Annotated in this window: 18 protein-coding genes and 1 rRNA gene; 11 read left to right on the plus strand and 8 right to left on the minus strand. The window is 69.2% G+C overall.

Annotated elements, in window-relative coordinates; translation table 11 throughout:
* Positions 1-3: 3 nt before the first annotated feature.
* The 5 genes from AB0N90_RS07150 to eccCa form a co-directional block, all read right to left on the minus strand.
* On the minus strand, positions 4-681 hold the full coding sequence (locus AB0N90_RS07150) for a hypothetical protein (protein ID WP_365193547.1): 678 nt from the start codon (positions 679-681) through the stop codon (positions 4-6).
* A gap of 58 nt (positions 682-739) precedes the next feature.
* Positions 740-910 carry a hypothetical protein gene (locus tag AB0N90_RS07155; protein WP_365193549.1) on the minus strand — a complete coding sequence of 57 codons (171 nt, stop codon included), beginning with the start codon at positions 908-910 and terminating at the stop codon, positions 740-742.
* Between the two features lie 90 nt (positions 911-1,000).
* The gene (locus tag AB0N90_RS07160) at positions 1,001-1,282 is read right to left on the minus strand and encodes a hypothetical protein (protein WP_365193551.1); all 282 of its coding nucleotides are present in this window, start codon (positions 1,280-1,282) and stop codon (positions 1,001-1,003) included.
* Positions 1,282-1,842, minus strand: coding sequence for a hypothetical protein (locus AB0N90_RS07165; RefSeq protein ID WP_365193554.1), 561 nt, complete (start codon positions 1,840-1,842; stop codon positions 1,282-1,284). The genes AB0N90_RS07160 and AB0N90_RS07165 overlap by 1 nt, the downstream gene beginning before the upstream one ends.
* A gap of 593 nt (positions 1,843-2,435) precedes the next feature.
* Entirely contained in the window at positions 2,436-6,401 is a 3,966-nt protein-coding gene (gene eccCa, locus AB0N90_RS07170) for a type VII secretion protein EccCa (RefSeq protein ID WP_365193555.1), read from the minus strand.
* Between the two features lie 305 nt (positions 6,402-6,706).
* Here eccCa and eccD point away from each other — a divergent pair, with 305 nt between their 5' ends.
* Both eccD and AB0N90_RS07180 read left to right on the plus strand, forming a co-directional pair.
* The gene (gene eccD / locus AB0N90_RS07175) at positions 6,707-8,200 is read left to right on the plus strand and encodes a type VII secretion integral membrane protein EccD (RefSeq protein WP_361676836.1); all 1,494 of its coding nucleotides are present in this window, start codon (positions 6,707-6,709) and stop codon (positions 8,198-8,200) included.
* A gap of 64 nt (positions 8,201-8,264) precedes the next feature.
* Positions 8,265-9,758, plus strand: a complete 1,494-nt coding sequence (locus AB0N90_RS07180; RefSeq protein ID WP_365193558.1) for a PQQ-binding-like beta-propeller repeat protein — start codon at positions 8,265-8,267, stop codon at positions 9,756-9,758.
* A gap of 62 nt (positions 9,759-9,820) precedes the next feature.
* Here the strand turns inward: AB0N90_RS07180 and AB0N90_RS07185 are convergent, their stop codons facing one another.
* Positions 9,821-10,114 carry a DUF397 domain-containing protein gene (locus AB0N90_RS07185; protein WP_361676830.1) on the minus strand — a complete coding sequence of 98 codons (294 nt, stop codon included), beginning with the start codon at positions 10,112-10,114 and terminating at the stop codon, positions 9,821-9,823.
* A 282-nt stretch (positions 10,115-10,396) separates the two neighbouring features.
* Here AB0N90_RS07185 and rpsO point away from each other — a divergent pair, with 282 nt between their 5' ends.
* The 5 genes from rpsO to AB0N90_RS07210 all read left to right on the plus strand — a co-directional run bounded on the left by rpsO (position 10,397) and on the right by AB0N90_RS07210 (position 15,887).
* Positions 10,397-10,684, plus strand: a complete 288-nt coding sequence (gene rpsO, locus AB0N90_RS07190; RefSeq protein ID WP_030177470.1) for a 30S ribosomal protein S15 — start codon at positions 10,397-10,399, stop codon at positions 10,682-10,684.
* A 315-nt stretch (positions 10,685-10,999) separates the two neighbouring features.
* Positions 11,000-13,216: a polyribonucleotide nucleotidyltransferase gene (locus tag AB0N90_RS07195; protein WP_086806158.1), complete on the plus strand. Its 2,217-nt coding sequence runs from the start codon at positions 11,000-11,002 to the stop codon at positions 13,214-13,216.
* A complete protein-coding gene (locus AB0N90_RS07200; RefSeq protein WP_361676825.1) occupies positions 13,213-14,592 on the plus strand; it encodes a pitrilysin family protein in 1,380 nt (459 codons plus the stop codon). Before AB0N90_RS07195 ends, AB0N90_RS07200 begins: the two co-directional genes overlap by 4 nt.
* 72 nt (positions 14,593-14,664) lie before the next feature.
* The gene (dapB, locus tag AB0N90_RS07205; RefSeq protein WP_365193563.1) at positions 14,665-15,417 is read left to right on the plus strand and encodes a 4-hydroxy-tetrahydrodipicolinate reductase; all 753 of its coding nucleotides are present in this window, start codon (positions 14,665-14,667) and stop codon (positions 15,415-15,417) included.
* 14 nt (positions 15,418-15,431) lie between these two features.
* Positions 15,432-15,887, plus strand: a complete 456-nt coding sequence (locus tag AB0N90_RS07210; protein WP_361676819.1) for a hypothetical protein — start codon at positions 15,432-15,434, stop codon at positions 15,885-15,887.
* A gap of 81 nt (positions 15,888-15,968) precedes the next feature.
* Here AB0N90_RS07210 and AB0N90_RS07215 read toward each other — a convergent pair whose 3' ends face one another.
* Positions 15,969-16,517, minus strand: coding sequence for a hypothetical protein (locus AB0N90_RS07215; RefSeq protein ID WP_361676817.1), 549 nt, complete (start codon positions 16,515-16,517; stop codon positions 15,969-15,971).
* A 90-nt stretch (positions 16,518-16,607) separates the two neighbouring features.
* Positions 16,608-16,844 (minus strand): hypothetical protein, encoded by a 237-nt coding sequence (locus tag AB0N90_RS07220; RefSeq protein WP_361676814.1) that lies wholly within the window; start codon positions 16,842-16,844, stop codon positions 16,608-16,610.
* Positions 16,845-17,019: 175 nt separating this feature from the next.
* Between AB0N90_RS07220 and thyX the strand changes: the two genes are divergently transcribed.
* From thyX to AB0N90_RS07240, 4 genes are all read left to right on the plus strand, one after another.
* Positions 17,020-17,769, plus strand: coding sequence for an FAD-dependent thymidylate synthase (gene thyX, locus AB0N90_RS07225; RefSeq protein ID WP_365193566.1), 750 nt, complete (start codon positions 17,020-17,022; stop codon positions 17,767-17,769).
* A 212-nt stretch (positions 17,770-17,981) separates the two neighbouring features.
* On the plus strand, positions 17,982-18,881 hold the full coding sequence (gene dapA / locus AB0N90_RS07230) for a 4-hydroxy-tetrahydrodipicolinate synthase (RefSeq protein WP_365193568.1): 900 nt from the start codon (positions 17,982-17,984) through the stop codon (positions 18,879-18,881).
* A gap of 195 nt (positions 18,882-19,076) precedes the next feature.
* On the plus strand, positions 19,077-20,762 hold the full coding sequence (locus AB0N90_RS07235) for a ribonuclease J (protein WP_361676809.1): 1,686 nt from the start codon (positions 19,077-19,079) through the stop codon (positions 20,760-20,762).
* 496 nt (positions 20,763-21,258) lie between these two features.
* Positions 21,259-21,346, plus strand: a 16S ribosomal RNA gene (locus tag AB0N90_RS07240); the annotation flags it as partial.

Raw genomic sequence — 21,346 nt, forward strand, 5'->3', positions numbered from 1 at the left:
GCGTCAGTACCGTTCTCCCGTGGCCTGGTCGGCCCCCCTGATCCCCAGGTCGTACCAGGTCTCCTCCAGACCCTGCAGGTTGTCCTCGTACTCCCCGGGGGAGCGATCGAGGTCCGCACGGCTCATACCTGTGTCCAGGGCCTGCCGTTCCAGCATGGCGTCCATCTGGTGGCGGCCGGCGGAGAAGTGATCGGCCATGTGCTTCCGGGTGTCTTCGTCCACCTGGCCATTGAGGTCGTTCATGTATTGGGCTGTGCCCACGTCCACCAGCCGCTGCATGGTGTCACCGACGACCGGGATGGCGGTGATCGGTGTACCGATGACCTGGTAGTTGATCATCTTGTTCCAGGGGTTGACATCTTTGTGTGCTTGTCCCGGGTCGTAGATGACGTCGCCTCGGACACCGTCTATGTATCCCAGGACCGAGGACGACTGTTTGATCCAGTCCCGCAATGCGGGATCGGGATGCTCGAAGGATTCCTTCCCGAACTGCTGCAGGCCATGGGCTATGACGGTGGTCTGCGACTGGTGCATCGACGTGAACGCATCGGGGTCCTCCGCGGCGCCGCGCATCACACGGGTCAGAGCTTTTCTGCTGATGTCGAGGTGGTTGAACTGGGTGGGGCCGTTGAGATTTTTTCCGAGGATGCCGTGCACGTCCGAGGCGTAGTCGCCGATCATGTGCCCCATGGCGCCGCGTAGCACGGCGGGCAGCGCGTCCTGCTGCCCCTTGGACTGATCACCGTAGTAGTTGATGGTCTTGTCGATCGTCGGGCATCTGGCTTTCGACGTTGGAGCCCGGCCAGTCGCGTTCCTTGAGGAAGTAGTCGAGATTATCGTTCTTGTGCGGGTCGAAGTAGGACTCCGCTGCCTGGGGGTTACGACTCATGGCCTTCATCAGGCCACCCATGGGGTTCTCCTGGGTGCCCTGCCAGTTGTCGGAGATACAGGCTGCCGTCGTAGACCGCGTTGCCCGAGCCCATGAGCTTGGTGAGGATCCTCAGGCCGGTGTCCCCGCCGCTGAGGCAGCCGGGGCCTGCGGGGGCAGGTCGTTGCCGTCGCGGGCCGTCTTCGGGAGCTTTCGCGCCCATTCCGAGGGCACTCCGCCGTCAGGGCCGAGGGGCGCGTCGGGGCGCGTGGCGGTGGCGAGGCTGGCTGACAGGGCGTCGCGCAGCCGGCGTTCGGTGTCCGACATCTTCCCGTTCAGCCCGCCGCCCGCCAGGTTCTGGGCGAGCAGCAGCTCCTCCTGGCTGTCCCGGCCGCGGTAGTTCAGGTCGTTCATCAGCTCACTCGCGAGGCGGAGTCCGCGAAGCCCTCCTTGACGCTGTGCACGAGGGACTTGAGCACCCGGGCCGCCGAGCTGTCGCTCTCCGTCGCCTTGCCGAGGATCGGCTTCACCTCGTCGCGGAGCAGGTCTTCGTCGACGTCGGTGTGCTCGGGCACGGTCGTGCCTTTGGCGGCCCGGTCGGGATGGATGATCATCTGGACGTGGAACATGCCGCAGCCGTCGTCCACGACCGTCAGGTTCTTCTTGCGTGCGGTGTCGAGAGTCTCCTGCAGATTCTGGCGATAGCCGATGAGTTCCTCGCGGGTGTCCGTGAGGATGTTGGTGATGCGCTGCGCCTGCGTGTGCGCGTCCGTGAACTCGTCCGCCGTCTTCGCCACGAACTCCCGGGAGACCGTGGCGTTGACGCCTGCCCAACGCGCCTTCTCGGCCTTGGCCTTGAGATTGTTCCGCGCGTTGTTCTCAAGGGTGGCGAGCCGCTTCGGCATCGACTCCCAGTCGGTGATCGCCTGGCCGAGTTCCGCGAAATCGCCGTTCAGCAGCACGTTCAGATCCATCAGTACCCCCGGTGCTGGTCGAAGCCCTTGTCCAGGGTCGAGATGCGGACTGGACCTGATCCACCCACCGTGTCACCACATGGTCGAGGGCCTCGCCCAGGAGGAAGCCTTGATCGGTCAGCCCCCCGGCGGCCTTCATCGACGATATGCGCGCCATGTCGTTGCACTGATCGAAGTCCGTGTACAGCGAGTAGGCGGCGTCGCCCACAGCTTTGAGATCCCCTGGCTCACCGTCAGATCACCGGTGGGGACCGCGCCTCCCCCTCCGTCCGGAACGGCGAGCTGGTTCAACTGCATATGCGCACCGCGCTGCTTCACGTCCGACTTGAGCCGTTCCCCTTCGTCCCATGCCACGCGTGGCACCTCCCCCGTCTCCTGAGATCGCCCGGCGCGGGGGCCTCGGCAAGCCGTCGGTCGGCCGCGGCGACGAGCCCAGTTCAGCCTTTACGGTTCGCCAAGGCTCCTATATTCAGCCGCAGTTGGACTCGCCCGTCACCGGCGGATCGGCCCATGCCGCGCTCAGCGCTCAGTGATCGGGCCCCCGGTTCGAAAGGACGCGGCGGAGGCGCTGCCGTGTCCTTTCGACGCGCGCGTCAGTACTCCACCTCCACCAACCCCGTCTGCACCAGCATCTTCCCCCGCCTGCGCGACACGAAGACGCCCCGGCCCGCCGGCATCGGACGCGGGCGTACGCCGCCGAGGATGTCGCCCTCGCTCGGGTCGCCCGCCAGTACCACGCCCTGCGCGCCCAGTTCCATCATCCGCTGCATGAACGCCTCGAACGACGCCCGGCCCGCGCCCGCCGTGGAGCGCGCGATGATGAACCGCACGCCGACGTCACGGGCGAACGGCAGCAGATCGGTGAGGCCGCTCAGCGGGTTTCCGCTGGACGTCGAGACCAGGTCGTAGTCGTCCACGACCACGTACACCGTCGGACCCCGCCACCAGCTGCGATCCCGCAGCTGCTGGGCCGTCACATCGGCCGTGGGCGTACGCCGGTTCATCAGGTCGGCGAGGGCCACCATGTGGTGGTCCATGGAGTTGGACATCGGGATGTACTCGGCCAGATGCGAGGCCGGAGTGACATCCAGCAGCGAGCGCCGGTTGTCGACCACGAAGAACTTCGCCTCGTCGCCCGAATAGCGCTGCGTCAGCTGCGTGATGAGCAGCCGCAGCAGGTTCGACTTACCCGACTCGCTCTCGCCGAAGACCATGAAGAACGGGTCCGTCTCGAAGTCGACGAAGACCGGCTCCAGATCGTTCTCGTCGAGGCCGAAGGCGACCCCCTGCCGGGGGAACCGGTCGCCCGCGGGCAGCTGCGCCACGGGGAGTTCCCGGGGCAGCATCCGCACCTGCGGCGCACCCGGCGCCTGCCAGTGCCGGGAGACCTCGGCGGCCAGCGCCGCCGTCGCGTCCGCCAGGTCCGTGTCGGAGGTCAGGCCGTCGATGCGCGGCACCGCCGCCATGAAGTGCAGCTTCTGCGGCGACACACCGCGACCGGGCACGCCCGCCGGCACGTTCGCCGCCACCTTGCGGTCGATCTCGGAGTCCATGGTGTCGCCGAGCCGCAGTTCGAGGCGGTTCATGATGTGGTCCTTGAGGTTCGCGCGGACCTCCATCGAGCGCGACGCCGTCAGGACCAGGTGGATGCCGTAACCGAGTCCGCGCGAGGCGATCTCCAGGACGGCCGGCTCCAGACTGTCGTAGTCCGTGCGGAAGTTGCCCCAGCCATCGATGATCAGGAAGACATCGCCCCACGGCTGGTCGGTGACCGAGATCTCGCCGCGCTCGCGCCGGGTGCGGAAGTCCTGGATCGAGGCGATGCCCGACGTACGGAAGTACTCCTCGCGGCGCCGCAGCACCCCGTAGACCTCGGACACCGTACGCCGCACCCGCTCGGGGTCCAGCCGCGAGGCGATGCCGCCCACGTGCGGCAGCCCGGAGACCGCCGCCATACCGCCGCCGCCGAAGTCGAGGCCGTAGATCTGCACCTCGTGCGGCGTGTGCGTCAGCGCGAAGGAGCAGATCAGCGAGCGCAGCAGCGTGGACTTGCCGGACTGCGGGCCGCCCAGCAGCTGCAGATGGCCCGCTGCACCGGAGAAGTCGAGCCACAGCGGCTCACGACGCTGCTCGTACGGCTTGTCGACCAGGCCCACCGGGACGACCAGCCGTCCGGCACCCTCGTAACCGGGCTGCGTGAGCCCGCGCCCCTCGACGGCCGTGAGCCTGGGCAGCAGCCCGTCCAGCGAGGGCGGGCTGTCCAGCGGCGGCAGCCACACCCGGTGCGCCGCCGGACCCTGCGCCTCCAGCCGGCGCACGATCACATCGAGCACCGTGTCCGCGAGCGCGTCGTCTACCTGGGACGCCGACTCCGTGCGCTGCTTCGGCACCGGCGCATAGTGCACCGGCACCTCCGCGGCCGTGAACAGCACCGGCCGCCGGTCCACCGGCAGCAGCCCCCCGCCCGCGGCACCCTGCCTGCCCCCGGAGCGGTACACCCCGGAGACGTACGCCGCCTTGAAGCGCACCATCTCGTCGGTGCCGAACTTCAGGAAGCCGGAACCGGGCACGTTCGGCAGCTCATAGGCGTCCGGGACGCCGAGCGCCGCGCGGGACTCGGCCGCGGAGAAGGTGCGCAGACCGATCCGGTACGACAGATACGTCTCCAGACCGCGCAGCCGGCCCTCCTCCAGGCGCTGCGAGGCCAGCAGCAGATGCACGCCCAGCGAACGGCCGATGCGGCCGATCTGCACGAACATCTCGATGAAATCGGGTTTGGCGGTCAGCAGCTCGGAGAACTCGTCGATCACCAGCACCAGCGAGGGGATCGGCTGCAGCGGGGCACCGGCCGCGCGCGCCTTCTCGTAGTCGTGGATGTTGGCGTAATTGCCCGCGTCGCGCAGCATCTCCTGGCGGCGGTTCAGCTCGCCGCGGATCGAGTCGCCCATGCGGTCGACCAGGGTGAGGTCGTCGGCCAGGTTGGTGATGACCGCCGCCACGTGCGGCATCTGCGCCATACCGGCGAAGGTCGCACCGCCCTTGAAGTCGGCGAGGACGAAGTTCAGGGTCTCCGAGGAGTGGGTGACCGCGAGGCCGAGCACCAGGGTGCGCAGCAGCTCCGACTTGCCGGAACCGGTCGCGCCCACGCACAGGCCGTGCGGGCCCATGCCCTCCTGGGCGGCCTCCTTGAGGTCCAGCATCACGGGGCGGCCGTCCGGGCCGACACCGATCGGCACCCGCAGCCGCTCGGCGAGCCCCCGCGGCCGCCAGGTGCGCTGCGGATCGACGGACGCCGCGTCGCCGAGGTTCAGCAGCTCGGTGAACTCCAGGTTGGCCAGCAGGGGTTCGTCGTCGTCACCGCCGGAGGCCAGCCGCAGCGGGGCCAGCTGACGGGCGAGGGCCTCGGCGGACTCGTACGACAGGACGTCCGGAGTGCCCTCGTAGATGTCGCCGTTCGCCGACTCCAGGCGCAGCAGGGCGGGCTGGGCGATGACCATGAGGTCGCCGCGGGCGGCGGTGAGCTCGCCCGGCACGACCTCGATCACCGTCACGCCCTGCAGCCCCTCCATGTTGGACAGCACGGAGTCCTGCGGCAGGGACACCCCGTCGAGGACGACGACGATGTGCGGCTCGTCCAGGAGCGGCGCGCCGCTCGGGTGGAACCGGGGGCGGCCGGCGAGCCGGTCGGCCAGCAGGTCCTCCAGCTCACGGGCGTCGGGGCCGATCAGCCGGCGCGTGCCCGCCCCGTCCACGGCGCCGGGCGCCTGGGCGTGCGGCAGCCACTTGACCCACTCCCAGCGCGGCAGCGTCTCGCGGCCCGCCGCCAAGGCGACGATCAGGTCCTCGGGGGCGTGCAGCGCGGCCAGCGAACCGGTCAGGGCGCGGACGGTCGAGCGCGCGGACTCCGCGTCGCCGCTGACGGTGACGTGGTAGAAGGCGCGCAGGGACACGGCCATCGGCAGATCGTTCAGGGTGCCGTGGACATCGAGGAAGCGCTCCAATGCCCCGGCCGTGAGCGGCTCCAGCCGGCCGGCCGGGCCGGCCTCGGGCGCGATGAGCGGCGTGGCCAGCTCCTGGGAGCCGAGCCCGATGCGCACCTGCGCGAAGTCCTCGTCGCCCGGCCTGCGTTCCCACACCCGGCTGCCCTCGGCGACCAGCGCCCACAACTGCTCGGGCGAGGGGTGCAGGTAGTACTGCGCGTCGCGCTGCGCCTTCGCGGTGTCCACGGCCGCGCCGCGGGTCTCCGACAGATAGCGCATGTAGTCGCGCCGCACATCGGCGAGTTGGCCCTGCGAACCGCGCCGGAATCGGATGACCATGGCGATGGACATACCGACGGTCGACGCGATCATCACCATGCCCATGATCTTCATGAACGGCTGTCCGTTCGTGAAGAAGAAGACCACCGAACCGCCCATACCGAGCGTCGGCAGCAACTGCATGAGCACGCTTTCCTGCGGCCCCCGCGGCAATTCCGGAGGAGGCTGGAGAACGACCTCCCCTGTGGGCACTTCGGACGGCAGCGCCCGCGCCGGGCGCTTCACGACGATGTGACTCACTGCTCCCCAATTCCTTTGCCAGGCCCCACGAATGAGGTCCGTCCCCCGTTGACGGACGGACGCAGGCCGCCGCGTGATCCTACTGACTCCATGAGTCACCGGTGCGGGGTAGGGTGCCGGGTGTTCGCTTGAGCACACGCGAACAAACCCCGTGAACCGGGGTATTCCGTGCGAGGCGTCGCCGCATACCACCCCCGGTGGAGCCGGCCGGCGCCCACTGCGTCGATTCCCGGGAATTCCATCCGGGGGAAGGCGCAGGATTTTCACATCACGGGCGCAGGACCATTACTGAGGGGGAGTACGAGGTGACCACGACGACCACGGGAACAGCGGTGCCCGGCACGGGTCCGGGGTCGGGGCTCGGTTTCTGCCGGGTCACGATCGTCGCACCCGACAGCCGGATCGACGTGGCGCTGCCCGACGACATCCCGGTCGCCGACATCTACCCGGAGATCCTCCGGCTCTCCCGGCAGGACCCCGCCGAGGGGGCCCCGGTCGGCTACCACCTGGTCCGCCGGGACGGCACCGTCCTCGACAGCGCGCGCTCCTTCTCCGCGCAGCGGATCCTCGACGGTGAACTGCTCACCCTGCGGCCCTTCTCCGAGTCGCTGCCGCCGGCCGTCTTCGACGACGTCTCCGAGGCGGTCGCCTCCTCGGTGACCCGGCACCGCACGCTGTGGAGCGACGACCTCACCCGCGCCGCGGGCCTGGTCGGCGCGGGCGTCCTGGCCACGCTGCTCGCCTTCGTCACCTGGCAGGCCGACCCCCGGCACGACATGCACAGCCTGCCCGGCATCCTCGCGGCCGTCGCCGGAGTGCTCCTCGTCGTCTTCGCCGCCGTCCGCGGCCGGGTCTACGACGACCGGGGCGCGGCCATCGCCCTGGGTCTCGGCGCCCTGCCCAACGCCGGTGTGGCCGGCTCCGGCCTTCTCGCCCTCGCGCACGGCCAGGGCATCGGCAAGCTCCAGTTCCTGCTCGCCTGCGCCGCCGTCCTGCTCGCCTCGGTCGTCCTGACCCTGTGCACGCCCGGCGGGGACGCCCCGTTCGTCGCCTTCGTCCTGGCCTCCGCGCTCGGCCTGGTCACCGTGTTCACCGCGATCCTCGTGCACTGGACACCCAAGGACATCGCCGCCCTGTGCGCGCCCCTCGCGGTCGGCGGCCTGGCCTTCCTGCCGGGCCTGTCCATGCGCTTCGCCCGGCTGCCCATCGGCTTCGAGCCGCCGAACTCCGCCCAGAGCAGCGCCTACGGCACGGAGACCGTCGTACAGGAGCCGGTCGACATGAAGCGGATCGAGGCCCAGGCCCGCCGCGGCCACGAGATCCTCGTCGGACTCGTCGGCGGCTGCGCGCTGACCGCCCTCGCCTCCTGCGCGGTGCTCGGTTTCTCCGACGACCTCTGGGCCCAGCTGCTCGCCCTCGCCACGGCCGTGGCCCTGCTGATGCGCGCCCAGCTCTTCCGCTACACCGGCCAGGTCGCCCCGCTCCTGGCAGCCGGACTCGGCTCGCTCGTCCTGCTCGGCCTCGGACTGGCGCTCAACCCGCCGCAGTCCGTCCTGCGTGACGCGCTCACCGGGGACCGCTCCGGCCTCGACATCCGCGCCATCTGGCTCGCCGCGGCGATCGCGGGCGGCGCGGCCCTCGTGGCGGCCCTCGGACTCATCGTCCCGCGCCAGGGCCTGAGCCCCTTCTGGGGCCGGTTCCTGGAGATCGTCGAGGGCTTCGTCCTGCTCACGCTGGTTCCCCTCGCGCTCGCCGTGTTCGACGTGTACTCGGCGGCCCGCGCGATGACCAGCAAGTGACCCAGGCCCCGCACCGCCGGGCCGCCCGCCCCTGGCGAGGCGGCGAAGAGGAGGATCCCCCAGCGTGAGCTTCGGCCCGCCCCCGTCCGTGTACACGCAGTCCGCGCTGGCGGCCGACCGGTCGCGCGGCCGCCGCCGACGCCTGCTGGGGGCGATCGCCACGGCCGTGGCGCTCGTGCTGTGCGTCGGCGGTGGCCTGTTCTGGTACCACTCGGCCGGCAACGGAAAGGGCCGCACCGACGCCAAGCCGGTCCGGCAGTCCCCGGACGAGGTGCGCGACAACCGCCTGAACGCGGAGAGGGCGCCCGTCTCCCCGGAGGGCCAGACCGTCGTCAAGCACGACGAGGACCTCGCCAAGGGCGTCACCCGGTACTCGCCCGGTGTCTGGGCCACGGACAAGATCGTCGCGCGGGCCGTCGCCAACCGGATCACGGGCTACAAGATCGGCAACACGCTGGACCCCGACAACACGGCCTGGACCCTGCGCCTCGACGGCTCCGTGTGCGCCGTCAGCCGTGATGTCACCGTCGACGGCCGGACCGCCGTCGTCGTCCAGCCGGCGCACGGCATCTGCGACCAAGTGCTCATGTTCGACGTCGATACCGGCAGACAGCTCTGGAAGCAGAAGATCCCGGCGGCCGACTTCGCCTACGTCAGCGACACAAACATCGCCCTGACCAGGGGCGTCGTGGCCATCGCCTGGGGCGACGGCTCGGCGGCGTACGACATGGACAGCGGCAAGAGGCTGTGGAACACCACCCTCGCCACCTCCCAGTGCCACGACATGGGCTACGCCGGGGGCCCTGCCCTGCTGGCCCTGGTCGTCTGCAAGCAGTCCGATGAGAAGACCTACCGGGTGGAGAAGCTCGCACCGCGCAGCGGCAAGGTCCTCTGGCAGTACCCGGTCAGCAAGGGCATCCAGGCCGTCTACCTGCCGTCCTCCGACCCGCCCGTGATCGCCGTCGCGGCCGGGGACACCACGGTCACGGACCTGATCACCCTGGACCCCGACAAGGGCAGCCTCCGGGCCACCATCTCGCTGAAGAAGTACGAGCCCTACTGCGACCCCGAGATCCTCGGCTACTTCGGAGTCGTCGACAAGTGCACCGGCATCGTGGTCGGCCGCGACCGGGTCTTCGTCATGAGCAAGGACTCGACCGCGCTCTTCAAGCCCGCGAACCACATCACGGCATTCGACATCGGGAAGGGCAAGGCCGTCGCCACTTTCCAGGGCCGGGGCTTCCAGTCGGTCCTCCCCGTCCGTATGAACGGCGACGACCTGATCCTCTACCGCGGCAGCCTGGACGACGTGCAGCCCGCGGCCATGGTCGACTGGAACCCGCGCACCGGCAAGGAGACCCCGTACCTGCTGTTCCACCTACCGCAGGGCACCGAGAAATACGGGGGGAAAGTCCAGGACAACCCCGAGTTCTCGTTCATCCTCTACACGGACGGCCACGCCTTCTTCGTCCCCTACCAGCTGGAATTCGACGACTACCGCAAGGGCGGCTCGGTCGTCTCCGTGTTCGGCGTCGGCACCGCCGGCCTCAAACACTGACCCCGCACCGACGAAAAGGGGCGGCACCCCGGGTGCCGCCCCTTCCCCGTGTCCCGACGCGCCTACTGCACGTCAAGACCCCCGTTGTGCGCCATGGGCTTCAGATCGAACTCCCCGTCCCGCGCGCCCAGCACGAACGCCCGCCACTCGGCCTCCGTGTAGCGCAGCACCGTGGCCGGGTCGAGGGAGGAGCGCATGGCCACGGCTCCCTCGGGGAGGTACGCGATCTCGACGCGCTCCTCGTCCTCCTCGGTGCCCGGGGCGCAGTGCCACTCGACGCCCGAGATGTCGAGCGCGTACAGCTCGTCGCGCTCGCGCTCCTTGCGTGCCTTGGTCTCGGCTTCCGTTTCCGCCATCTCGCGGCGACCCCTTCCCGACATCACGTACGGTTCCGGTGACGTACAGTCCCGGTGCTCACCCTAGTGGCCGCACGCCGCCCCGCGGAGTGGTTCGCCGACCGGGGCAAACGGGCCCGCGACCGCCTGGTACCCTGAGTGACGGCCGTTCGTGTACGCACCCCCGGAGCCTTACGCCCTGGAGGCCGCGCGCAGCGGATCCCCGCCTTCCGAGTCACGGAAGCTCCCCCGAGATGTAGACCGGGGGCACTCGGTGGCCTCAACAGACTATGAGGAGTACGCGTGTCGCTCGACGCCGCTACGAAGAAGCAGATCATCGGCGAGTTCGGTACCAAGGAGGGTGACACCGGCTCCCCCGAGGTCCAGGTCGCTCTGCTGTCCCGTCGGATCTCCGACCTGACCGAGCACCTCAAGACCCACAAGCACGACCACCACAGCCGTCGTGGCCTGCTGATCCTGGTCGGTCAGCGCCGTCGCCTGCTGCAGTACCTGGCGAAGAAGGACATCCAGCGCTTCCGTGCGCTGGTCGACCGCCTCGGCATCCGCCGCGGTGCGGCCGGCGCCAAGTAAGGACGCCGTGAGGGGAGCGGTTCCCGGCAGGACTCGGGAGCCGCTCCCTTTGCTGTACGTGCGGAAACGTGCGCGGTGTCACTCACGCTTTGTAGTGTGGTAGCACAGCGCAGGAACGCAGTACGCAAGAACGCACGACACACATGAGGAGAAACGCACCACGCCGCCGCCGGTCCTCGGTAGTGGCCCCCGGGGGAAGCGAACCCCGGGTGCTTCGATCGAAGACCGGCCCGCACCAGGAGCGCTTCTCCACCACCGTCCCCCTGCCACACGGGCAGGCCGGGGACAAAAGACGATAAGTAGGAGAAAACGCTAGTGGAGAACGAGACCCACTACGCCGAGGCCGTCATCGACAATGGCGCCTTCGGTACCCGCACCATCCGCTTCGAGACGGGCCGCCTGGCCAAGCAGGCCGCCGGCTCCGCCGTGGCGTACCTGGACGACGACACCATGGTGCTGTCGGCCACCACCGCCTCCAAGAACCCCAAGGACCAGCTCGACTTCTTCCCCCTCACGGTGGACGTCGAGGAGCGGATGTACGCCGCCGGCAAGATCCCCGGCAGCTTCTTCCGCCGCGAGGGCCGGCCGAGCGAGGACGCGATCCTCACCTGCCGCCTGATCGACCGCCCGCTGCGCCCGTCCTTCAAGAAGGGCCTGCGCAACGAGATCCAGGTCGTCTGCACCATCATGGCGCTCAACCCCGACCACCTGTACGACGTCGTCGCGATCAACGCCGCGTCCGCGTCCACCCAGCTGGCCGGTCTGCCCTTCTCCGGCCCGATCGGCGGCGTCCGCGTCGCGCTGATCCGCGGCCAGTGGGTCGCCTTCCCGACGCACACCGAGCTCGAGGACGCCGTCTTCGACATGGTCGTCGCGGGCCGCGCCCTGGAGGACGGCGACGTCGCGATCATGATGGTCGAGGCCGAGGCCACCGACAAGACCATCAAGCTGGTCGAGGGCGGCGTCGAGGCGCCGACCGAGGAGATCGTCGCCGCCGGTCTGGACGCCGCGAAGCCGTTCATCAAGGTCCTGTGCCGCGCCCAGGCCGACCTCGCCGCCAAGGCCGCCAAGCCCACCGGCGAGTTCCCGATCTTCCTGGACTACCAGGACGACGTCCTCAAGGCCCTGACCGCCGCGGTCAAGCCCGAGCTGGCCCAGGCGCTCACCATCGCCGGCAAGCAGGAGCGCGAGGCCGAGCTGGACCGCGTCAAGGCTCTGGCCGCCGAGAAGCTCCTCCCGGAGTTCGAGGGCCGCGAGAAGGAGATCTCCGCCGCGTACCGCTCGCTGACCAAGACCCTGGTCCGTGAGCGCGTCATCAAGGAGAAGAAGCGCATCGACGGCCGCGGCGTGACGGACATCCGTACGCTCGCCGCCGAGGTCGAGGCCATCCCGCGGGTGCACGGCTCCGCGCTGTTCGAGCGTGGCGAGACCCAGATCCTGGGCGTCACCACCCTCAACATGCTCCGCATGGAGCAGCAGCTGGACACCCTCTCCCCGGTGACCCGCAAGCGCTACATGCACAACTACAACTTCCCGCCGTACTCCACCGGCGAGACCGGCCGCGTCGGTTCCCCGAAGCGCCGCGAGATCGGCCATGGCGCCCTCGCCGAGCGCGCCCTCGTGCCGGTGCTGCCGACGCGCGAGGAGTTCCCCTACGCGATCCGCCAGGTGTCCGAGGCCCTCGGCTCCAACGGTTCGACGTCCATGGGCTCGGTCTGCGCCTCCACCATGTCGCTGCTGAACGCCGGTGTGCCGCTGAAGGCCCCCGTCGCCGGTATCGCCATGGGTCTGATCTCCCAGGAGATCGACGGCGAGACGCACTACGTCACCCTCACCGACATCCTCGGTGCGGAGGACGCCTTCGGCGACATGGACTTCAAGGTCGCCGGCACCAAGGACTTCGTGACCGCCCTCCAGCTCGACACCAAGCTGGACGGCATCCCGGCCTCCGTCCTGGCCGCGGCCCTCAAGCAGGCCCGCGACGCCCGTCTCCACATCCTCGACGTGATGATGGAGGCCATCGACCGGCCCGACGAGATGAGCCCGCACGCCCCGCGGATCATCACCGTCAAGATCCCGGTCGACAAGATCGGTGAGGTCATCGGCCCCAAGGGCAAGATGATCAACCAGATCCAGGAGGACACGGGCGCCGAGATCACCATCGAGGACGACGGCACCATCTACATCGGTGCCGCCGACGGTCCCTCGGCGGAGGCCGCCCGCGCCACGATCAACGGCATCGCCAACCCGACGATGCCCGAGGTCGGCGAGCGCTACCTGGGTACGGTCGTCAAGACCACCACCTTCGGCGCGTTCGTCTCCCTGCTGCCCGGCAAGGACGGTCTGCTGCACATCTCGCAGATCCGCAAGCTCGCCGGCGGCAAGCGCGTGGAGAACGTCGAGGACGTCCTCGGTGTGGGCCAGAAGGTCCAGGTCGAGATCGCCGAGATCGACTCCCGCGGCAAGCTGTCCCTCATCCCCGTGATCGAGGGCGAGGACGGCGACGAGGCGAAGGACGACGCCGAGCAGTGACGTCCCGTGGCTCCAAGGTGACGGCCCGCCCCTCTTCGGAGGCGCGGGCCGTCGCCCGTACCCAAACGCTCATCAAGGGCACCGGCGGCATCGGCACCGTCCGCAAGACCACCCTCCCCGGGGGCCTGCGCGTCGTCACCGAGACCCTGCCCTCCGTCCGCTCCGCGACCTTCGGCATCTGGGCGCACGTCGGCTCCCGTGACGAGACCCCGTCCCTGAACGGCGCCACGCACTACCTGGAGCACCTGCTCTTCAAGGGCACCGGGCGCCGCTCCGCGCTGGACATCTCCGCCGCGATCGACGCCGTCGGCGGCGAGATGAACGCGTTCACGGCCAAGGAGTACACGTGCTACTACGCACGCGTGCTCGACACCGACCTGCCGCTGGCCATCGATGTCGTCTGCGACATGCTGACCGGCTCGCTCATCGTCGAGGAGGACGTCGACGTCGAACGCGGCGCGATCCTCGAAGAGATCGCGATGACCGAGGACGATCCCGGCGACTGTGTGCACGACCTGTTCGCGCACACCATGTTCGGCGACAACGCCCTCGGCCGTCCCGTCCTCGGCACCGTCGACACCGTCAACGCCCTGACCGCCGACCGGATCCGCCGCTTCTACAAGAAGCACTACGACCCGACCCACCTGGTGGTCGCCTGCGCCGGCAACGTCGACCACAACAAGGTCGTACGGCAGGTCCGCGCGGCCTTCGAGAAGGCGGGCGCGCTGAAGAACCCGGACGCACAGCCCATCGCCCCGCGCGACGGCAGCCGTACGATCCGCACCTTCGGCAAGGTCGAACTGCTCGGCCGCAAGACCGAGCAGGCCCATGTGGTCCTCGGCATGCCGGGCCTGGCCCGCACCGACGACCGCCGCTGGGCCATGGGCGTCCTCAACACCGCCCTCGGCGGCGGCATGTCCTCGCGGCTCTTCCAGGAGGTCCGGGAGAAGCGCGGCCTGGCCTACAGCGTGTACTCGTACACCTCAGGCTTCGCCGACTGCGGCCTGTTCGGCGTCTACGCCGGCTGCCGTCCCAGCCAGGTGCACGACGTGCTGCGGATCTGCCGCGACGAACTCGACAAGGTCGCCGCCGACGGGCTGACCGACGACGAGATCGCCCGCGCCATCGGCCAGGTGCGCGGCTCCACCGTGCTCGGCCTGGAGGACACCGGCGCGCTGATGAACCGCATCGGCAAGAGCGAGCTGTGCTGGGGCGAGCAGATGTCCGTGGACGACATGCTGGCGCGGATAGCCGCGGTCACCCCGGACGAGGTCCGCGAGGTCGCCCGCGACCTCCTGGGCAGGCGCCCGTCGCTGTCGGTCATCGGCCCGCTCAAGGACAAACAGGCCGCGCGACTGCACGACGTCGTCGCCTGACCCCCGCACCGCCGTCACCGGACGGCACATCGACAAGTCGGCAAGCCGGCAAGGATCGGTAAGGAAGCGAAGATGAGCAAGCTGCGCGTGGCGGTCCTCGGGGCCAAGGGCCGGATCGGGTCCGAGGCCGTCAAGGCGGTCGAGGCCGCCGAGGACCTGGAGCTGGTGGCCGCCCTCGGCCGCGGCGACAAGCTGGAGACGCTGGCAGACACCGGCGCCCAGGTCGCCGTCGAACTGACCACTCCCGCCTCGGTCATGGGCAACCTCGACTTCTGCGTGCGCCACGGCATCCACGCGGTCGTCGGGACGACCGGCTGGACCGAGGACCGCCTCGCGCAGCTGAGGGGCTGGCTCGACCAGTCCCCTCAAACCGGTGTTCTCATCGCCCCGAACTTCTCCATCGGCGCCGTGCTGACCATGAAGTTCGCGCAGCTGGCCGCGCCCTACTTCGAGTCGGTCGAGGTGGTCGAGCTGCACCACCCCAACAAGGTCGACGCGCCGTCCGGTACGGCCACGCGCACGGCGCAGCTCATCGCCGAGGCCCGCCGCGCGGCCGGCACCGCCCCGGCCCCGGACGCCACGGTCACCGCGCTCGACGGTGCCCGCGGCGCCGACGTGGACGGCGTCCCCGTGCACGCCGTACGGCTGCGCGGTCTCCTGGCCCACCAGGAGGTGCTGCTCGGCGCCGAGGGCGAGACCCTCACCATCCGCCATGACTCCCTGCACCACAGCAGCTTCATGCCGGGCATCCTGCTCGGCGCGCGCCGCGTGGTCGCCACTCCGGGCCTGACCTTCGGCCTTGAGCACTTCCTCGACCTGAGCTGAGAACAGTTCCTGCCATGCGCGCGAAGATCAATTACCTCATCACGGCCGCCGTCCTGGTCTTCTACTTCGTCCTGGTCGGCAGCCGCGGTGTGCTGCTCATAGAGACCGGCACGGTCCTCACCGTGACCTTCGGGATCGCGGTGCTGATCCTGCCGGTCATCGGTCTGTGGTTCCTGTGGAAGAACACCCAGTTCGTCCACCGGGCCAACCAGCTCGCCGCCGAACTCGACGCGGAGGGGGGCCTGCCCGTGGACGAGCTCAAGCGCACGGCGGGCGGCCGTATCGACCGCGACTCGGCGGACGAGGTCTTCGCCAGGCGCAAGGCCGAGACGGAGTCCTCCCCGAACGACTGGCGCTGCTGGTTCCGCCTGGCGGTGGCCTACCACGACGCCCGCGACACGCCTCGGGCACGCAAGGCCATGCAACGGGCGATCGCGCTGCACGCGGGCCGTACACCGGCCGACGCCTGACCCTGCGGGGCAGCGGCCGCGTCGTACCCGCGGGTGCGTCGTGGCCGCTCGCGCAGTTCCCCGCGCCCCTTACGGGGCACCTCAGCGGCAGCGTTCCGCCGCCCACGCCTCCAGCACGTCCGCCGCCCGGTCGAACGCCGCCGGCCGGTTGAGGAAGTCCAGCGAGGCCGTCGTGAGCAGCGGCGCCGCGTCCCTGGGCCGCCCCGCGGGGACCCGCACCAGCGCCTGCCCCTGCACGGTCCTCGGCAACCCCAGCCACCGCACCGGCTGCTGCACCGTCCGCAGGGACCCCACCCGCGCCCACGGCACCGTCCGCGTCATCAGGAACCCGACCTGCCGTACTCCCCGGGGGCTCACCCACACGCCCATCCGCAGCAGCCGCAGCGCCCCGGCGATCACCAGCAGACCGATGCCGAGGACGACGACCGCGGACGAGGACGACCCGGTCAACGCGATCAGCACCGCCGCGAACAGCACGAACGACGCCACCATCAGCACCAGCGCCGCCACTCCCACCCGCCAGGGCCCGGGACGGTAGGGGCGCCGCCAGCGGTCCCGGTCGTCGTACGGCAGTGCGCTCTCGGAGGCCGCCTCGAAGGGACGGTCGGCCGTCAGGAAGGGCAGGGGCACGGCGGTTCCTCACTCGGTGCTCGCGGGGGCTGTGCCCGGTGAGGCTATCCGTCCGCTTGGCCGCTCACCAGCCCGGAGCCGCCGTAAGGGTCAGTGCCCCTCGGACGCCTGGGACTGCGGCGCCGGCGGATCCGCGGGAGTGGACAGCGACGGCATGCCGATGATCAGCGCGCCCACCAGTCCGGCCACGACGGTCAGACCCAGCAGCCAGCGCCCGGCTATCTCACCGAAGGAGGCTCGGCGGCGCGGCGGGGGAGTCACATTGCTGCGGAACGTGTCGCCCTCGGCGAGGAAGGCGAAGGGTACGGGCTCGCGCCGGCGGGACATCGCGGTGCCACTCCTTTCCCGGTTCGGGGTCGAACGTGCGGGTCTCACCGATACAGACGATCGAGTACCGCAAAAGGTGCCCATGTCCGAAAAAATCCTCGGCACGTCTTTCGGGGTGAGGTCCCGCTCCGGCCCCGGCGGGTGCCCCGTAAGGTGGGCGCGAACCACCGAAGTGATGGGAAGGACCCCAACCCCCGTGACCACCCCCGAGTCGCTCACGTTCCGCAGCGATGTCACCGTCGAGCTGGTGAAGTCCAGCGCTTCGGACGCCGACGTCCTCTTCGCCGCCCGCGTCTCCACCGCCGGCGAGCAGTCCCTGGACGAGCTGAAGAAGGACCCCGAGCGCTCCAAGGGCCTGATCAACTACTTGATGCGCGACCGGCACGGCAGCCCGTTCGAGCACAACTCGATGACCTTCTTCATCAGCGCCCCGATCTTCGTCTTCCGCGAGTTCATGCGGCACCGCGTGGGCTGGTCCTACAACGAGGAGTCCGGCCGCTACCGCGAGCTGGAGCCCGTCTTCTACGTCCCCGACACCGCCCGCAAGCTGGTGCAGCAGGGCCGCCCCGGCAAGTACGTCTTCGTCGAGGGCACCCCGGAGCAGCACAACGCGGTCAAGGGCGCCCTGGAGACGTCGTACGAGCAGTCGTACGCCGCCTACCAGCAGCTTCTCGCCGAGGGTGTCGCCCGCGAGGTCGCCCGCTCGGTGCTCCCCGTCGGCCTGTACTCCTCGATGTACGCCACCTGCAACGCGCGCTCCCTGATGCACTTCCTCGGCCTGCGCACCCAGCACGAGCTGGCCAAGGTGCCGTCCTTCCCGCAGCGGGAGATCGAGATGGTGGGCGAGAAGATGGAGGCGGAGTGGGCGAAGCTCATGCCGCTGACGTACGCCGCGTACAACGCGAACGGCCGCGTGGCCCCGTGATGAGGCCCTGTTCCGCGGGTGCGGAACGGATGTACGGGTCAGCCTCCTGAAGTGTCCGTATTGCGGCATTTAGAGAAGTTCATCTAGCCTGATCAAACGGACCCGGCACTGCTTGAACCCCCGAGCAGGCAGTGCCGGGTTCCACTTTTGTCCTGACTTGCCCGGACCCCCAAGGGCAGACCGCGCATGGCGCACCGAGTAGCGTGTTACCCATGGCTCCGACCTCGACTCCGCAGACCCCCTTCGGGCGGGTCCTCACCGCCATGGTCACGCCCTTCACGGCGGACGGCGCACTCGACCTCGACGGCGCGCAGCGGCTCGCCGCCCACCTGGTGGACGCAGGCAACGACGGCCTGATCATCAACGGCACCACCGGCGAGTCCCCCACCACCAGTGACGCGGAGAAATCGGACCTCGTACGAGCCGTCCTGGAAGCGGTCGGCGACCGCGCCCATGTCGTGGCCGGGGTCGGCACCAACGACACCCACCACAGCATCGAGCTGGCCCGGCAGGCCGAGCGCATCGGCGTCCACGGCCTCCTGGTCGTCACGCCGTACTACAACAAGCCCCCGCAGGAGGGCCTGTACCGGCACTTCACGGCCATCGCCGACGCGACCGGCCTGCCGAACATGCTCTACGACATCCCCGGCCGCAGCGGCGTCCCGATCAACACCGAGACGCTCGTCCGGCTCGCCGAGCACCCCCGGATCGTCGCCAACAAGGACGCCAAGGGCGACCTCGGCCGCGCCAGCTGGGCCATCGCCCAGTCCGGCCTGGCCTGGTACTCCGGCGACGACATGCTGAATCTGCCCCTGCTGTCGGTGGGCGCGGTCGGCTTCGTCTCGGTCGTCGGCCACCTGGTCACCCCGGACCTGCGGGCCCTGGTCGACGCGTACACCTCCGGTGACGTCGTCAAGGCCACCGAGATCCACCAGAAGCTGCTCCCGGTCTACACCGGCATGTTCCGCACCCAGGGCGTCATGACCACCAAGGCCGCGCTCGACCTGCTGGGCCTGCCCGGCGGCCCGCTGCGCTCGCCCATGGTCGAGTGTTCGCCCGAGGAGATCGCCCAGCTCAAGATCGATCTTGCCGCCGGCGGGGTACAGCTCTAGCAACAGACTTCAGCACCACCCGGACCCTCTCGGTCCAGAAGCTCCCGGAAGCCTCCGGGGCTTCACAACTGAAGACACCACAACCGAATACGCGGGCCACCGGTCCCGCATTCCACAACGACAACTGCTTCGCACGAACGTCATGCGCGCCACGTGCCCTACCGGTACGTGGCGTGTGTGGTTGAGGAGAGTCTTTTGAGTCATCCGCATCCTGAACTGGGCCCGCCCCCGCCGCTCCCCGAGGGCGGCCTGAGGGTCACCCCGCTCGGCGGTCTCGGCGAGATCGGCCGGAACATGACGGTCTTCGAGTACGGCGGCCGTCTGCTGATCGTCGACTGCGGAGTGCTCTTCCCCGAGGAGGAGCAGCCCGGAATCGACCTGATCCTGCCCGACTTCTCGTCCATCCGGGACCGCCTCGACGACATCGAGGGCATCGTCCTCACCCATGGCCACGAGGACCACATCGGCGGCGTCCCCTTCCTGCTCCGCGAGAAGCCGGACATCCCGCTGATCGGCTCCAAGCTGACCCTCGCGCTGATCGAGGCCAAGCTCCAGGAGCACCGCATCCGGCCGTACACGCTGGAGGTGGCCGAGGGGAACCGCGAGCGCATCGGCCCCTTCGACTGCGAGTTCATCGCCGTCAACCACTCCATCCCGGACGCCCTGGCCGTCGCCATCCGCACCCCCGCGGGCATGGTGGTGCACACCGGCGACTTCAAGATGGACCAGCTGCCGCTGGACAACCGGCTCACCGACCTGCACGCGTTCGCGCGGCTCAGCGACGAGGGCATCGACCTCCTGCTGACCGACTCCACGAACGCCGAGGTCCCCGGCTTCACCCCGCACGAGCGGGACATCTCCAGCGTGCTGCGCACGGTCTTCGCCGGCGCCCGCAAGCGGATCATCGTGGCGAGCTTCGCCAGCCACGTCCACCGCATCCAGCAGATCCTGGACGCGGCGCACGAGTACGGCCGCCGGGTCGCCTTCGTCGGCCGCTCCATGGTCCGCAACATGGGCATCGCCCGCGACCTCGGCTATCTGAAGGTCCCGCCGGGCCTGGTGGTCGACGTCAAGACGCTGGACGACCTGCCCGACCACGAGGTGGTCCTGGTCTGCACGGGTTCCCAGGGCGAGCCGATGGCGGCGCTGTCCCGGATGGCCAACCGCGACCACCAGATCCGCATCGTCGACGGCGACACGGTCATCCTGGCCTCGTCGCTGATCCCCGGTAACGAGAACGCGGTCTACCGCGTGATCAACGGCCTGACCCGCTGGGGCGCCAACGTCGTCCACAAGGGCAACGCCAAGGTGCACGTCTCCGGTCACGCCTCCGCGGGCGAGCTGCTGTACTTCTACAACATCTGCCGTCCGAAGAACCTGATGCCGGTGCACGGCGAATGGCGCCATCTGCGCGCCAACGCCGAGCTGGGCGCCCTCACGGGCGTCCCGCACGACCGGATCGTCATCGCCGAGGACGGCGTGGTGGTGGACCTGATCGAGGGCAAGGCCAAGATCTCCGGCAAGGTCCAGGCCGGCTACGTCTACGTCGACGGGCTCTCCGTCGGTGATGTGGGCGAGCCCGCGCTCAAGGACCGCAAGATCCTCGGCGACGAGGGCATCATCTCGGTCTTCGTGGTCGTGGACTCCTCCACCGGCAAGATCACCGGGGGCCCGCACATCCAGGCCCGCGGCTCCGGCATCGAGGACGCGGCCTTCACCGAGGTCGTCCCGAAGATCAACGAGGTCCTGGAGCGGTCCGCCCAGGACGGCGTCGTGGAGCCCCACCAGCTCCAGCAGCTGATCCGCCGCACGCTCGGCAAGTGGGTCTCGGACAACTACCGCCGCAGGCCGATGATCCTGCCTGTGGTCGTGGAGGTCTGACGACCCGTCGGCTCATGCCGGGAGCGGGGCGCCTCGATTTGCATCGGGGCGCCCCGCTCCAGTACGTTTACGACCTCGCCCGGTTGGGAACCCCAGCACTTCACGTGCTGGACAAGGTGCCCAGGACCGGGAGGGAAATCCGACTCAGAACTTCTGATAAAGTCGGAACCGCCGGAAAGGGAAACGCGAAAGCGGAAACCTGGAAAGCACCGAGGAAATCGGATCGAGAAAAGATCTGATAGAGTCGGAAACACGAAGGGAAGCCCGGAGGAAAGCCCGAGAGGGTGAGTACAAAGGAAGCGACCGTTCCTTGAGAACTCAACAGCGTGCCAAAAGTCAACGCCAGATATGTTGATACCCCGTCCATCGGATAACCGATGGTCGAGGTTCCTTTGAAATAAACACAGCGAGGACGCTGTGAACGGTCGGACTATTCCTCCGACCGTTCCGCTCTCCAACGTGTCACCGGCTGAATTATTTTTCGGCCGAGTAAACATTCACGGAGAGTTTGATCCTGGCTCAGGACGAACGCTGGCGGCGTGCTTAACACATGCAAGTCGAACGATGAAGCCCTTCGGGGTGGA

The organism is Streptomyces sp. NPDC093018 (assembly GCF_040684035.1).
Lineage (GTDB): Bacteria > Actinomycetota > Actinomycetes > Streptomycetales > Streptomycetaceae > Streptomyces > Streptomyces murinus.